Source organism: Streptococcus nasisuis (assembly GCF_040836615.1).
Taxonomy (GTDB): domain Bacteria; phylum Bacillota; class Bacilli; order Lactobacillales; family Streptococcaceae; genus Streptococcus; species Streptococcus suis_V.
Genome location: NZ_CP162268.1, coordinates 2394977 through 2411262 on the forward strand (window position 1 = coordinate 2394977; position 16286 = coordinate 2411262).

Sequence of the window (16286 nt, forward strand, 5' to 3'; positions counted from 1 at the left end):
GTGCGTATTCCTTTCTTGTTTCGGTGTCTGAGGGACGTCTTATATTGGTGAACTTTCCTCTAGTCAATACGTGACCGCACCCAGTTCTATCAGACCGCTAGTTTTACAGACACAAGTGAAGTAGGTATACTTCGGTTTGACAGCCTTTATTTTCAATGTCAAACTTTCAACAGTCACTCCCCTGACTGTTGAAATATTCAGCCCTTCGCTCCACCTCTATTACAGAAGTTTCATCGCTACTATGGCCTCGGCTGACTTCTCATGATTCGTTGTTACTACGTCTTTGACGCTCATGAGACCTCACGGGATAAGTCGTACATCTTTCCTCGTTTACTCTCGTGATTTACGTCTATAGGTTACGACTACCTTTTTGGACTTTAGAGTTGTATGCCCCCTCATCCCCTATATACGCCTTGTTATCACGTTTCTGTTCGTAGAGCCACGATTTCGCTATCCCTTCCTCTCCCCGCTACCTCACGATAGTCAGGCTTGGGAGTCGCTTTGGGGTTCACCGGTAGCGGGTGTCCACGGAGGACTTTCACCTCAGATGTACGACATGCCCGTCGTACATACAAAAGAGGCAGGTCCGATACCTACCTCTAATGTATTTGGAGAACAAGCTAATTATTTTTTTCTGAAATGACTACTCAAATCGTCTTCTTCGAGCCGCCATAGCCATTAGACCTACTAAACCAGCTGCTAGGAGCAAGCCTTGTTCAGTTGTTTCACCTGTTTGCGGTAAAGTAGCTGAAGTAGCTTTGGCTGGTTTTGGACTAGCAGCTTCTTTCGCCAAGCTTGCAGGATCAATACTTGGAAGAGCAGCTACTGTAGGAACATAGTTAGGAACTAAGCCTCCATCGAAAGCAGGTAATGGTTCTGCTTTAACACTATCACCTTTTGCAATCACAAGCGGTGGCAATTCTCCTAGCGGAAGAGGATCTGCTTTGGTACTTTCTCCTTTTGCAGTGACGATGTCCTCATCTTGTTTGACTGGCTCATCAACTGTGCCTGGACTAGCAGCTTCTTTCGCCAAGCTTGCAGGATCAATACTTGGAAGAGCAGCTACTGTAGGAACATAGTTAGGAACTAAGCCTCCATCGAAAGCAGGTAATGGTTCTGCTTTAACACTATCACCTTTTGCAATCACAAGCGGTGGCAATTCCCCTAACGGAAGAGGATCTGCTTTGGTACTTTCTCCTTTTGCAGTGACGATGTCCTCATCTTGTTTGACTGGCTCATCAACTGTGCCTGGATTTGCTGGCGTTTCGGTAGCATTCAAGCGAGCAACTATAGCATCTAAGATATTTGCTGTCAAAAGATTTGCAGCTTCGACAGAAGCCATAAAGTCTTCCACTTCTTTGACAAGAGCTGTCTTACCTGCTGAACGTGCTGCAGTAAGTGCTGCTTCATATGCTGACTTATCAAGGGTGGCTTCTTCCTGAACAGGTGTCAAGAAACGGAATTCAGCAGCAGACATAAATTGATCTGCAGTATCACCGTATGAGGCAGTACCTGTAATCACAATCTTCTTAGCCTTAATTGTCTTACCGAAATCAATTGTCTTAGTAGCACTTGTTGCTGGCCAATCCGCACCAGTAAAGGTATGTTCCACGTTTTGATCATCAGTAATTACCAATGTCAATGCTTTCAAGATACCGTTGTGGCCTGATTGTCTCGGCACATATTCAAAACGTTGAATGTCAACTGGTCTACTAAGGTTCACTGTCGCTGGCTCATTAATATGACGGCCATTCCATGGTGTGTGCCAGATAGTAGACGGATTGCCGTCAAAGGCTTTAGCTAGTTCTTCACCTTCTTGAGCGTTAGCCTGAGCCAAGCCAATATCTTCATTTGTGATTGCTGTTTTCTTCACTTGAAGATTTTGACGGGCTGTATTGGCAGTAGCAATCAAGGTACGAGCGTCTTCGATACTAATATCCTCAGGAGCTGCAGACACTGCTAACAAAGCTTCTTTGTACGGCGCCAAACTTGCTTGAGTATAGTTTTCATTCAAGACTGGGGTATTTAAGTTATAGTAATCTGTTGTCAACAAGTGACCAGTCAAGGTAACTTCTTCGATCACCAGATTATCTAGCATAAAGTCATTGTAGCCTCGGAAGTTGGCATTTCCACCAGTATCTCCCTTAGTATCACCACCACGGCGAGTTGAGAAGATACCAACCCAAGTATTGCCAGACTCTGCACCTGTAACTAAGAAACTTGCTTTCTTAGCCTTATCACTATCTTCCCATGAATTGTTCAATGGATTCAGTGTTAGGCTACCGGCATCATTGTTATAACGTCCTTCACCGATAGCAAAGGCATAAGTTCCATTGGAACCAGCTTCATAATCAAAGCTTACACGATAGGCCTTGCCAGCTTCAAAGCGGAAGTTTTGTGGAATAGTTTGGTAAACAATGCTATTGCGAGCTGTCAGACCATTTGTCTTGAGTGACCAAGTGCCTTCAATGACATCGTCCACCTTCTTACCATTCCAGCCACGTTGAGTGTATGGAGCATGTTTTTCTGCAAGGTGGGTACGGTTGTCCTCAACTCCTTCAATACCACCGATAACAAATGGGAAAATACCTTGTGGAACACTCTCAAAGTTTTGCTTGAAGGTACCAGCAGTTGTATTGTGACCTCCTGCAAACATCGTTGAGTCATTTTCAAAGACACGAATTTCATCGAAATAGGTTGCTGCATCATCTGCATCGCGAGATAGGGTCAAACGTACATTATCCACATTGTCTCCAGTTGTGAAGAATACATACATGTTTTGGAAGTAACTTGTATCCTCAACCGTTGCATTTTGTGGCAATGTATTATGAGCATAGGCTTTTACATAGTTCAGAGCAATAGACTCATTTGTATAGTTTGTAACTTCTGAACTGCCTGTATTGACCGTAATGCTAGCTTTTGCAGTACTACGGTTGTCTACCCCTACATAAGCTGCATAGCTGGTATTTGGTTTCAGACCAGTCAATTTTTGACTGAGACTAACTTTGGATGTATTGCCTTGGATACGGAGCATATCGTTGGCACCTTGGGATTTGACCAAAGTAGCCTTGCTAGTATCACCATCAATTGTCCAATGGTCTAGCTTACCAGAGTTAAAGCCTTGGTCATAGATATGCATGCCGTCACTCCAGGACATCTCTGGATTTGTCTGTGGAGATTTATAGAGGACATACGGCACATTTGCATCCGCTTGAATGGTAATTTGACCATTGGTTACTGCCAATTCTTGAACATCTGTCTTACCTAGCTCAGTAAGTTTGTAGAGATAAACCTTATTACCAGTCCAATCTGAAGGAAGGGTCCAAGTTGTGACACCTGCTTCTTCGTTGAAGTAGTACATTTTGTGTTTGTCACTAGTCAGGTCATTACCATTCGCATCCCAGTTCCAAGGCGCCAAGTAAGCTGCTCCATCTTGAATCGTACGACCATTCAAGGTTACTGTCCGTTGACGGTAGCCAGCATTGTTAACATCATTTGACTTACGGGTCAAGACCAAGGTATTGCCATCCTTCGAAATCTTTCATATCGTAGCCGCCAAGTAGTGGATAGTTTGCAGCACCACCATATGCAGGATAATCACCAACCCATGAATCTTTTTGGTGGTTACGAATGAAGCGGGCGATATTAGAGTTGATACCTTTCAGAGTAAAGCCACCATAGGTCAAATCTGCTGCCCAGTGCTGGAAGGTCGAGTCATACTCACCTGCATAACCCCATTCAAAGGCATTTCTCCAACCTTGCATATTGATTTCTTTGGCAAGAACATGAGTTTCCCAAGCATTTTCGCCACCAGACTGACCATTACCCCACACATCGACATAGATAAAGTCTAATCCGTCACCCAGTTCTTTCTTCAAATCTTCCCAACGTTTCAAACGGTTGTGGGCCAAATCATAATGACCACTGATATTGATACCTTGATCAATCCAGTTCCAACCATAGGCGTAGTCCCCATTTGCCTGACGACGAAGAATCTCTTCAGAGAAGTATTGGGATTCTGGATAGGTTTCAGATGCATTGACGTGAATACCTAGTTTTGCACCATATGGTTGTGATTTTTCAATCAAGGTCTTGAAGTCTTCTGTGCCACCGATACGTTTACCAATATCTGCATAATTCAAGTGTCCAGAGTCATGACCTTCACTACCATAACCTTTCAAGAGGATACTTTGTCCCAAGCCATCTGTATGAAGGGCAATTTTCTTAATACCATCCAAGGTCATCAAGAATGGGTTTTGAGCCTGTGATCCAAAGTTCATAGCAATACGATAAGCTACCAGTTCCGGTACATATTCATGCCCTTTTGGATTGTTCATGATGTCACGGTAAGCTATAGCCCCATCTTGCCAGTCTACCTTATTATCATTGTTTACATCAGCTGCAAAAACTACTTTTGCACTTGGCAATTCGAGAGTATATTCTGGATAAACGACACCGTTGTGGGCTCCCTCCCATCTCCATGGAGAGGAAGCAATTCCTAGATGAACACCAGTTTCACCATCAACAGTATATCGATGGCTATTTGTTGTCAAGCGTGTAAAGTCACTTGCACCACCACCATAGCTATTTTGTGAATTACTCCAAACTGCTGCCGCAAATTGATCTGTTGAAACAAAGCCATACATGTATCCTTGACGTTGGTAATTCACACCATCTTGCAATTGAATATGTTCATCACCTGTACGATGGGTGTGGGTCGACATGCGGCTTCCATCAAATTTTGCATCGGTTTGATGGCTAGCGACTGAAACCAAATTATTTTCATCAAAAGCAATGGTTTGGATCAACTTGGCAACATCATCAATCTCTGCTCCATAGGTCACTTGGTTGCGGTTATTAACTTCCAAAACATCAAAGTGAAGTTCTTTACCCTCTACCTTGATTTGAACCTTGATAGAAGCGTTGATTTTGTTAGCTTCATCCACAACATCCAAAACATAGTGAGCGGTCTTGTCGTCAACTTTGTTATAGGTAACGGTTGGCGTCACTTTCACATTGTTGATGCGTAGTGAATTGAGGGAATGAACCTGTCCAAATACCTTGTTCCCGTTGAAAGTATATTCTCTAACACGTGGGAAGGCCTGGTCAATCTTGGCAGTCAATTCACCTGAATTGAGTTCATCATAGGCAACTGCCGCATCATTGACAACAAAAGCTGTTGTAGGTGTTTCTTCTTTTTCATCTGCAGGGGTCACACCTGTTTGATCATCTGCTTTTATATCAACCTTGGTTAATTGCTGACCAAATGTACCTAATTTCAAAGCAACTCGTTTTTCAGCTGACAAGGCTTCTTTCACAGCTGTTTCCAAGTTTAGTGTATCAAACAACTGTACATCATTGTTAGTAGCATTCAACTGCCCATCTGATTTGTATGAAATCGATAGAGTATTTTTACTATCTTTTACAGGAGATGTAGTGACTGTCCGTTCACGTAGCCAGTTTCCTGTACCGTTAACCTTGTACTCCCAGAACCATCCTAAATTATCATATCCAACAAAGAGGAAGTTGTTAACATCTTTGTATTTGACAAAGACTCCAAAACGGCCTTGGTTGTCTTCGGAACGCTCTACAAATTCCAAATTTACATTGACATTGCCTTCTGGGCTTGCTTCCAATCCAGCTTTTTCAAAGATGGCAATGCTATCTCCATTATTGTTTTGTGCCGTTGAAGAAAGTGCATTGTAACGAACCCCGCCTTCTTCCTTGATGGCTACAGTTCCTTTGATGGCAGAAGTAGATGTCCAGTCTGGCTGGATATCAGCTGGTGTTGGGGTTTCTTCAACCGGTTGTTCATCAGTATTTGCTTCATCGCTATTGAGACCAGTCTGGTTAGTTGCCTTAACATCTACTATAGTCCGATCTGCACCATAGCTTGTTACTTTGAGTTTGGCTGCATTGCTAGTCCGAAGATCTGCCAATACTTCTGCCGGAATTTGAATGGCATTGAAAAGTGCTGTTTCTTGATTCTCTGCAGACACGATCGAAGCAGACAATTGTCCTCCTGTTGTCAAGTTGACATTGAGTCGATAAGCAGTATCTTTTGCTGGTTCATTGACACGAGTTCCACTATACCAGGTTCCGCCATTAGCTGCCGCAGGAGACTTGTACTCCCAGAACCATCCCAAATTATCATAGCCAACTAAAATATGTTTAGAAGCATCAGTATGGTTCAAATAGACACCGAAGCGACCTTTTTCAGCATCTGAACGTTCAATAAGATCTAGAGAAATAGCCGCGCTACCATCTGCATTCATTTTCAAATCAGGGCTAGTAAATGTACCTGTTGAAGCACCGTTATCTTGGCCACTAACAGAAGACAAACGGTTGTAACGAACACCATCTTCTTCACGAACTTCAACAGTACCTGCTGGATTGGAGCTAGCTGTCCACTCCGCTGCAACTTCTTCCGTTGTGTTTGTTGCTGGCGCAAGGTTGAGTTCTGGAGTTACTGCTGCCTCTGCAGTTTCTGTCGCAGCTCTCTCTTCGACCTCCTCTTCAGCCGCAGCTTCCTCCGTAGGGGCCAGAACAGCTTCTCTGGTAGCACCTTCTGCTACAGTTATTTCATCAGCCTTGATTTGAGCACCAGAAAACAGGCTCATTCCAACAATGACCGATGCTGCACCAACGGTTAGTTTTCTAATTGAGTAGTGATTTTTCTTAGAAAACAAATCTTTCGAATAATTTCTCATTGTTTACCTCCTTATGATATGTTGAGAAAATTGGTTTATACAGCTTTATTTTACAAAAACGCTTACACAATGTCAATATGTTAACATGTTTTTGTTTTTGTTTTTTTTTTTTGATAAAAATCTTTTTCTATGAAAGTTTAATAATTTTTTCACATTTTTTGTAACCATTTACCACATTTTTCAATTATTTTCAAGTATTTTGACCTTGCAGAAAGTGCTTACATATGATATACTAAAATATGTGAAAAACAAAACTATCCTAAAGGAGAACCCTCATGTCAACAAAAGTAAAAACTAAAAACGTTACTGAAGACATTTTCGCCCAAGCCTGGGAAGGCTTCAAAGGTACCGACTGGCAAGATAAGGCTAGTGTAACTCGTTTCGTACAAGCCAACTACACGCCATATGATGGTGATGAAAGCTTCCTTGCAGGCCCAACTGAGCGTTCACTACATATTAAAAAAATTATCGAGGAGACAAAAGCAGGCTACGAAGACACTCGTTTCCCTATGGATATCGACCGTGCAACTTCTATCGCTGATATTGGCCCTGGCTTCATCGATAAAGAAAATGAGCTCATCTTTGGTATCCAAAATGATGAACTCTTCAAGCTTAACTTCATGCCAAAAGGCGGTATCCGTATGGCTGAGACTACTCTCATCGAAAACGGCTACACTCCAGATCCACTCTTGCATGAAATTTACACCAAACACGCAACCACTGTAAACGACGGTATCTTCCGTGCCTATACAGCTAACATCCGCCGCGCCCGCCACTCACACCACGTTTCTGGTCTGCCAGATGCTTATTCTCGTGGTCGCATCATCGGTATGTACGCACGTTTGGCACTTTACGGGGCTGACTACCTCATGGAAGAAAAGGTAGCCGACTGGAATGCTATCACTGAGATTGATGAAGAATCCATCCGTCTCCGCGAAGAAGTCAACATGCAGTATCAAGCTCTCCAACAAGTTGTTCGCTTGGGTGACCACTACGGCGTTGACGTCCGTAAACCAGCCATGAACACCAAGGAAGCTATCCAGTGGACCAACATCGCCTTCATGGCAGTATGTCGTGTCATCAACGGTGCTGCAACTTCCCTCGGTCGTGTACCAATCGTTCTTGATATCTATGCAGAACGTGACTTGGCTCGCGGAACATTTACAGAATCAGAAATCCAAGAATTTGTTGACGATTTCGTATTGAAACTTCGTACCGTTAAGTTTGCTCGTACAAAATCATTCGACGAAATCTACTCTGGTGACCCTACCTTCTTGACCACTTCTATGGCAGGTATGGGTAATGACGGTCGCCACCGTGTTACCAAGATGGACTACCGTTTCCTCAACACGCTTGACAATATCGGCAACTCACCAGAACCAAACTTGACCGTTCTCTGGTCTGACAAATTGCCGTATGCCTTCCGTCGCTACTGTATGGCTATGAGCCACAAGCACTCTTCTATCCAATACGAAGGTGTAACAACCATGGCCAAAGACGGCTACGGCGAAATGTCTTGTATCTCTTGCTGTGTGTCACCACTTGACCCAGAAAGCGAAGACAAACGCCACAACATCCAGTACTTCGGTGCTCGTGTCAACGTTTTGAAAGGTCTTCTTTCAAGCTGGAACGCTGGTTACGATGATGTCCACAAAGAATACAAGGTATTTGACGGTGTTGAGCCAAACCAAGAAGAAATCTTCACCTACGACCGTGTCATCAAAGACTTTGAAACTGCCCTTGACTGGTTGACAGATACTTATGTAGATGCCATGAATATTATCCACTTCATGACAGACAAGTACAACTACGAAGCTGTTCAAATGGCCTTCTTGCCAACTCACCTTCGTGCAAACATGGGCTTCGGTATCTGTGGATTTGCTAATACAGTCGACTCATTGTCAGCAATCAAATATGCACAAGTTAAACCAATCCGTGACGAAGATGGCTTTATCTATGACTATGAAGTAATCGGTGATTTCCCACGCTACGGTGAGGACGATGACCGTGTAGATGATATTGCTAAATGGCTCATGGAAGCATTCTATACTCGTCTTGCAAGCAAGAAACTCTATAAGAATGCGGAAGCTGCCGTGTCTATCTTGACTATCACTTCAAACGTTGCCTACTCTAAGCAAACTGGTAACTCACCAGTTCACCGTGGGGTATTCCTCAACGAAGATGGCTCAGTCAACACTTCTAAAGTAGAATTCTTCCCACCAGGTGCGAACCCAACTTCTAAAGCTCGTGGTGGTTGGTTGCAAAACTTGAATACCCTTTCTAAATTGGACTTCAACCATGCCAACGACGGTATCTCATTGACAACTCAGGTTTCTCCAAAAGCGCTTGGTAAGACCTTCGATGAGCAAGTAACAAACTTGGTGACAATCCTTGACGGTTACTTCGAACAAGGGGGTCAGCACGTTAACTTGAACGTTATGGACTTGAACGACGTTTATGAGAAAATCATGGCTGGTGAGGACGTTATCGTTCGTATCTCTGGATACTGCGTAAACACTAAATACCTCACTAAAGAGCAAAAAATGGAATTGACCCAACGTGTCTTCCACGAAGTTCTCTCAATGGACGACCACGCAGCTGAAGTTTCAGGTGTGAATGCTTAATCAAAACAAACTGAAAAGGACTTGCAATGCAGGTCCTTTTTGCTGTATAAGAATTTTTCTTTTGAAGAAACAACGGGCTCCCTTGTTAATTATTCGTTTCCGTCACCGCATCATTAAGAAGATACTACCGAGCCATAGGCACTCCATATTTTTTCTAGCAACTATTCCACATGATCAAGAGATAGGATAGATAAATACATATCTAATCTCTCATTCAAATAACGGACAAACACATCTTCCATTGCTGACAAACTTCCTTTGGCATGAAAGTCATCAAAGGCCTTGTAGTAAGCTAGTCGATCTGAGAATTTTATATCCAATAAAGGGATGGATACTTTCAAAGGCGATGTTAAAACGAGCCATCTTAGTCACGATGTCTTCCTGACTTTGAGCATAGTCCACCAGCCATTGCTCCATAAAAGGCTGGGCAGTTTTATTTGCAGCTCCCATGATACGTACCGGCACTTTTCGATAGACGCCCCTATCGTCTTTTTTATCCGATAATACCAGAGAGTGAATATCCTTCACGACCTGCTCCGTCAAGGGTGCACCCTCTGCCACCAGGGTCTGCACATACTCAAAAGCTTCCCTGTGACCAATGGCTTCAAGGTGACCTTTCAAAGGTTTCTGGTCAATGGTCAAACCGCGCAAGACCATACCTGTCTCACGGAGGGGCGGAAGGATAGGTGAAAAACGGAAGGATAGGGAGAGGATTTTCGGAAGGATATGGATAACATAACAACTTTGATAGAATAACAGATCGTCAAAATCAGACTGAAATCGGTAGAATAGTAATTCTAAAAATCAATCACATTCAGCAACCAAATTCTCTTCATCTACTGAAATTGGCTATACCGTTCTTTCTTCAAATTTTGAATGGAGAGCATGGCTACAAAGCTAATCAGGTAAAGACTAGATAAGAAGACCATGACAGTGGCTGGGCTGGAAGCATCCAGAATCATACCGATAATGACAGAGGAGAAGCCTCCTACTGCCCGACCGACGTTTAGGATAACGTTATTGGCTGTAGAGCGGATGTGATGTGGATAAAGTCGGGTAATCATAGCCCCATAGCCTGCGAACATCCCATTTACAAAGAAACCAACAATCATACCACCCAGAATCATATTCACTTGGGAATTGGCAAACTGGAAGAGATAGACACAGACGGCCGAGGCAAGGAGAAAGGCACTGTAGACTGGCCGAGGACCAAATTTATCCAGGATATGGCCGAAAACCAGCATACCGATACACATGCCAAGAATGGTAGTAACCATCCACAAAGAAGAATCTTTGACACTAATATTTAGACTGGTTTGAATAATGGTCGGCAACCAATTCATCATACCGAAGTAGCCTGCGATTTGCACCGTTGTCATAACCATCAATGCCAGTGTCTGGGCTGTCAAAGCAGGCGTTTTGAACAATTGACTAACATGAGCGACTGCCGTATCTTCCTTGTCCTGGCCTGGAGAATGGTCTAAGATAGCATCATCTTTTATAGCCACTTGCATCCATAAGACCAGAAGGAGAGGCAAGAGTCCAAAGAGGAAGAGCCCCTTCCAACCTAAACTTGGAGCCAACCAGCCTGCCAAGAGAGCCGAGCTGATAGAACCAATCTGGCCCGCTATACCATTGAGGGAAGAAATTCGTCCCATCTTTTCCTTGGGGACAATACCTGCCATAATAGCAATAGCAACACCATACTCACCACCGACCCCGATGCCGGCAATAAAACGCATGAGGTAAAGGTAAGGCAGGCTATTGGTAAAGTAGATGAGTCCCGTGGCAACTGCAAAGATGACAATGGTCCACTTGAAAACCTTAAATTTATTGTAGCGGTCAGCAAGGACACCGAATACTAATCCACCCAGTAGCATACCCAGATTGGTGATGGTCGCAATCCAGCCAGCCTGGGCTCCAGAAATGCCCAGCTCTGCTATGATATTAGCCATAGAAAATGACAGGAACATGACATTTAAATCGTCTGTTCCAGAAGCCACAATGGCCGCCGCTAAGGCACGCTGATTATTTTTATCGAGTTTCAAACCCAACATAGATAATTCTCCTTTTTAATGGTGGCTCACAGACCACCTTTATTAAAAATTGAGAAAAGCTCAAACAAAAACAGGAACTACCGTCCCTGCTCTTAAAAGTGCATTAAAATAATGTGGAAAAAACACCCTTTCCATCTCTCATTGATTCACTTTTATGCCTCACAGGACACAGTTAAAGCTATTAACAATTTTTACTAGTCTACTAAAAAAGCGACTAGCTGTCAACTAATTGTATGCATTACTGATTCAGATAAGGCCCCAATTTCTCAAAAGTCTTATCATTTCGGATGGTCAATTGCTTGTAAAAGGGAGAACCAGCTAATTTTTTATGATAGGCCGTACCATGGTAGCCTTCCTCAGAAGTCACCGCCCAATAAATAGCCCGGTCCGTCAGCTGGAAAATCTCAGCTCCAAGCACAAGGTCTGCCAAATAGTTTTTCAATTTGTCAAACTCAAGTTTCTCTGTAAAGAAGAGAACATTCTTTCGGAAATAATCTTCCTGCCACCAAGCTGGTAATTGGGCTAGCTCCGCCCCGTAATCTTCTTCGCTCAGAAGAGCAAAGGTCTCAACAAAAGGATAATTCGCCGCAAAAAACTGGTCAAAGTCCGCCACGATATCCGCTCTGCTATGGGTCGACGAGAAAAATAAATTCCCAGAATTGATATAGGTCTCAACATCTGTGTAGCACATGGCCTCTACCTGCTGGCGGAGCTCCGCCATGACTACCTTATTGCGTCCGCCAACATTGATGCCCCGCAGTAATAAGACATATCTCACGATACTTCCTCCTCCAAAACCTGTTTTATCAATTTCATGACCTGATTGCGGTCCAACTTCCACTGAGCCCGCTCGTCCTTATCGTAAGTCCGATTAGACAGGAAAATAGCCGCCAGCTGCAAGGGACGATTGTACATGATGAAGGTGCCTGTATAGCCCGTATGACTGAGCCAATCCCCCTTCTTATCCCAAGCCAGTGAACGGCTACGATTGGCATCAAAGCCATAATCTTGGGTCAATTGACCTGCAAAATCCGCCGTCAAATACTGGTCCAAAAAGATTTCTAGGTCCTCGACCGTCGAAAAAAGACCAGCACTTCCAGCATGTCGCCCCAAGACACGCGCCTTAGGATCGTGCACCAGCCCAGCCTTGACGCCTTTAAGGGTTGGCACTGCCTCGCTAACTGGTCCGTAGCTGGTTTGGGACATGCCAAAGGGCTCTAGGATACGGCGTTTAATGAGCTGGTCCAGACTGTCCCCCAGCATTTCCTCCAGCAAAAATCCCAAGAGCAGAAAATTGATATCCGTATAGAAAAAAGACTTATCTTCTGTCACACCAATCTTCAGAATAGCCTCCTTGAGTTGGTCAGCTGTCAGACTGTCACGATTGGGAATAAAGGGATCGATGCCACTGGTATGGGTCAGCAATTGGCGAATGGTCACATGGCTATCCGCAAAAGCAGGCAGATAAGACTGCAAGCTCCTATCCAACTCCAAAGCTCCGCTATTGACCAAAAAAATAGCCAAGGTGCCAGCACCGACGACCTTAGAAACGGAGGCCAAATCATAGGTCAGACCCGCTACTACTGGGGTCACATGGTCCTGGGTCCCCAGATAATACTCCTGCCACTGACCCTTAGAAAAAAGAGCCAGACTGGCACCAGGATAGACCCCCTGCCCAATCTGCTCTGAAACCTTGTCTAAAATTGCTTGTCTCATTTTTCAAACCACAATCCAATACCGCTTGGGTCTGTTGTTTGGATAAAGATCGCTTTCTTGTCTTTGAAAAATGGAACATCTAGCTTGCTCTCCAAATCAGACCAATCATAATCACTCTCTACCGCAAAACGGAGGCTGTCCAAGTCCCAGATTTCTTCTGCTGGTGTCAGTAAATCCTCACCCTCTGCCCCAACAAAACGCAAAAAGACCTGGTTGGGCAAGATAGTCTCATAAAAATCCTGGCTAACTACTGGATGAGGGCTGTTAATCCAAACAGACTCCACCTCAAAATGACTTAAACCAGCGAAATCAGCATCCCCCTTAAAAGGAACTGGTGGCAGAATAGCTGTTAAATCATCGATGCTTGCCTCACTGTGGAGCAAAAAAGTATCCCCCTCAGGCGATACTGCCTCAAAACCATAGCCATTGTGCCCCTTGTAGAGCTTGCTGTAAACCGTTCCATTAGCCAACAGAGCCTCAATTTCGTGAACCTTCTCGACCTTGATAATGATTTTATTGAGCTTCTTCAGTCCACGAATAGCCCGGCTACGATTGCCTGGCGATTCCTGCAAAACCAGCTTAATCTCGCTGTCTTGATGACCAGCAAATTCCGCAAATGGGCCGTCTTCCAGCTTGGTTTTCATCCCCAAATTATCTTCTAGGAAGGCTTGATTAACACTTCTATTATTGACCCGCAGCACAGGTACTACGGCTTGATTTTCCCTTAACACAATCATTTCCCTCCTAATATCATTCCTAGATATTATATAGAATATTACTTAATTTTACAAATGATTTCCCGTAGATTTCGACATTTTTCCTTACAGAATTTCTAACTATTCTTAGACAAATTTGCCCCTTTTCCGCTATAATGGAAGGTAGATAATTTCAGAAAATAAGGAGCTCCTATGCGTTTTAATCAATTTTCATACATCCCACAAAATCGGGAAACCATTGTAAACGAACTCCATTCTATCGGCTTTGCGGTCGATAGTCAAGCAGAAATAAAAGAAATCCTGGAAATCTTCGTAAGAACCTGTCATTTTCTGACAACCAACACAGACTTTGCCCTGTCTAATATGATTGCAGACTGGGAGACAGACCTCTTGACCTTCTTTCAGTCGGACCGCCAAGTCACTGCGGAAGTTTTCTACCAAGTAGCCTTTCAATTGCTAGGCTTTGTACCAAACTTTGACTATACTGATGTTGCAGCTTTTGCCGAGAAAACCAATTTCCCAATTGTCTTTGGCGACATCATTGAAAATCTCTATCAGCTGCTCAATACGCGCACCAAGTCAGGCAATACCTTGATTGACCAGCTGGTAGCGGATGATTTGATTCCTGAAGATAATGCGTATCATTTCTTCAATGGCAAAGCCCTTGCGACCTTCTCGACCAAGAATCTCATTCGCGAGGTCGTCTATGTTGAAACGCCTGTGGACACAGCAGGAACTGGGCAGACGGACATTGTCAAGGTTTCTATTTTACGTCCTCACCACGAGGGGGGCATTCCCGCTATCATTACCAATAGCCCTTATCACCAAGGAACCAATGATGTCGCAAGCGATAAGGCTCTTCACAAAATGGAAACAGAGCTGGCTAAAAAGACTCCCGGCAAAATTGAGGTGGGCACACCAAGCTACAAGACCCTTGAGCTAGACCAGCGTGACTTGCCGACGAGCTCAGCGACTGAAAAACTGGGACATATCGGCTCTTATTCACTCAATGACTACTTCCTATCACGCGGTTTTGCCAGCCTCCACATCTCTGGTGTCGGCACACTGGGTTCTACAGGCTATATGACGTCTGGTGATTACCAGCAGGTCGAGGGGTACAAGGCAGTGATTGATTGGCTGAACGGTCGCACCAAAGCCTACACAGACCACACGCGCACCGTGCAGGTCAAGGCTGATTGGGCCAATGGCAAGGTTGCGACGACTGGCTTGTCTTACCTAGGTACCATGTCCAATGCCCTTGCGACAACAGGTGTTGACGGACTTGAGGTAATTATCGCCGAGGCAGGTATTTCGTCTTGGTATGACTACTACCGTGAAAATGGTTTGGTGACCAGCCCCGGTGGTTATCCGGGAGAAGACTTGGACAGCCTGACCGCTCTGACCTACTCCAAGAGTTTGCAGGCAGGTGACTTCCTGCGCAACAAGGCTGACTACGAGAAGGGATTGGCTGCTGAGCGCTCTGCCCTTGACCGTCAGACAGGCGATTACAATCAGTATTGGCAGGACCGCAATTATTTACTCAATGCCGACAAGGTCAAGTGTGAGGTCGTTTTTACCCACGGCTCGCAGGATTGGAATGTCAAGCCTATTCATGTCTGGAATATGTTCCACGCTCTGCCAGCCCACATTAACAAGCACCTCTTTTTCCACAACGGTGCCCACGTTTACATCAATAATTGGCAATCCATTGATTTCCGTGAAAGCATGAACGCCCTGCTCAGCCAAAAACTCCTTGGCCACGACAATGCCTACCAACTTCCGACCGTCATTTGGCAGGAAAATACTGGCGAGCAAAGCTGGACCACACTGGAAACCTTTGGCGGAGACCAGCAAATCAGCTTGGGTCTGGGACAGGCTGAGACAGCTATTCAAAACAACTATGATGAGGAAACCTTTGCTAAATACGGCAAATCCTATCCAAGTTTCCACCAAGACTTGTTTGCGGACAAGGCCAATCAGATTACGGTGGACATTGAACTGGACCAGGATGTCCAGCTCAACGGTAGAGCCTGCTTAGAACTCCGTGTCAAATCCAATCTAGCCAAAGGGCTCTTGTCTGCCCAGGTATTGGACTTTGGACCAGCAAAACGCTTGGCACCAATCCCAGCACCGCTAGCTCGCCTTAGCTTAGACAACGGTCGCTACCACGCTCAGGAAAATTTGACCGAATTGCCATTCAAAGAAAGCCCACAACGAATCATCACCAAAGGCTATCTTAACCTGCAAAATCGCAGTGACTTGATGACCGTTGAGTCCGTCACACCAGATGAGTGGATGAACCTGGCCTGGGAACTCCAGCCAACCATTTACAAGCTGAAAAAAGGCGATAAACTCCGCCTGGTCCTCTATACGACCGACTTTGAAATCACCGTACGCGACAACACAGACTATCGCATCACAGTGGACTTGGCACAGTCCAAGCTACATTTACCGTACGTATAA

Annotated in this window: 6 protein-coding genes and 2 pseudogenes; 2 read left to right on the forward strand and 6 right to left on the reverse strand. The window is 44.5% G+C overall.

The annotated features are described in order from the left end of the window. Positions 1-643 precede the first annotated feature (643 nt). Positions 644-6710, reverse strand: a pseudogene (locus AB1F57_RS12110) (endo-alpha-N-acetylgalactosaminidase family protein). A gap of 275 nt (positions 6711-6985) precedes the next feature. Between AB1F57_RS12110 and pflB the strand changes: the two are divergent. Next, positions 6986-9334 carry a formate C-acetyltransferase gene (gene pflB, locus AB1F57_RS12115; RefSeq protein WP_105137039.1) on the forward strand — a complete coding sequence of 783 codons (2349 nt, stop codon included), beginning with the start codon at positions 6986-6988 and terminating at the stop codon, positions 9332-9334. A 161-nt stretch (positions 9335-9495) separates the two neighbouring features. On the opposite strand, the pseudogene AB1F57_RS12120 reads toward pflB, so the two are convergent. The 5 genes and pseudogenes from AB1F57_RS12120 to AB1F57_RS12140 form a co-directional block, all read right to left on the reverse strand. Beyond that, positions 9496-10006 (reverse strand): annotated as a pseudogene (locus AB1F57_RS12120) (Fic family protein); the annotation flags it as partial. A 164-nt stretch (positions 10007-10170) separates the two neighbouring features. Beyond that, positions 10171-11391 (reverse strand): MFS transporter, encoded by a 1221-nt coding sequence (locus AB1F57_RS12125; RefSeq protein ID WP_170239272.1) that lies wholly within the window; start codon positions 11389-11391, stop codon positions 10171-10173. Positions 11392-11629: 238 nt separating this feature from the next. Further along, complete coding sequence (locus AB1F57_RS12130; RefSeq protein ID WP_167785130.1) at positions 11630-12172, reverse strand: DUF1697 domain-containing protein; 543 nt, start codon at positions 12170-12172, stop codon at positions 11630-11632. Next, entirely contained in the window at positions 12166-13107 is a 942-nt protein-coding gene (locus AB1F57_RS12135; protein WP_105137470.1) for a serine hydrolase domain-containing protein, read from the reverse strand. The genes AB1F57_RS12130 and AB1F57_RS12135 overlap by 7 nt, the downstream gene beginning before the upstream one ends. Further along, on the reverse strand, positions 13104-13844 hold the full coding sequence (locus AB1F57_RS12140) for a CppA N-terminal domain-containing protein (protein ID WP_209306918.1): 741 nt from the start codon (positions 13842-13844) through the stop codon (positions 13104-13106). Before AB1F57_RS12140 ends, AB1F57_RS12135 begins: the two co-directional genes overlap by 4 nt. A 171-nt stretch (positions 13845-14015) precedes the next feature. Here AB1F57_RS12140 and AB1F57_RS12145 point away from each other — a divergent pair, with 171 nt between their 5' ends. Next, on the forward strand, positions 14016-16286 hold the full coding sequence (locus AB1F57_RS12145) for a Xaa-Pro dipeptidyl-peptidase (protein ID WP_367985796.1): 2271 nt from the start codon (positions 14016-14018) through the stop codon (positions 16284-16286).

Excerpts from the sequence above, each read along its gene's own strand:
- pflB (WP_105137039.1), top strand. The coding sequence starts at position 6,986 with ATGTCAACAAAAGTAAAAACTAAAAACGTTACTGAAGACATTTTCGCC.
- AB1F57_RS12125 (WP_170239272.1), bottom strand. The coding sequence starts at position 11,391 with ATGTTGGGTTTGAAACTCGATAAAAATAATCAGCGTGCCTTAGCGGCG.
- AB1F57_RS12135 (WP_105137470.1), bottom strand. The coding sequence starts at position 13,107 with ATGAGACAAGCAATTTTAGACAAGGTTTCAGAGCAGATTGGGCAGGGG.
- AB1F57_RS12140 (WP_209306918.1), bottom strand. The coding sequence starts at position 13,844 with ATGATTGTGTTAAGGGAAAATCAAGCCGTAGTACCTGTGCTGCGGGTC.
- AB1F57_RS12145 (WP_367985796.1), top strand. The coding sequence starts at position 14,016 with ATGCGTTTTAATCAATTTTCATACATCCCACAAAATCGGGAAACCATT.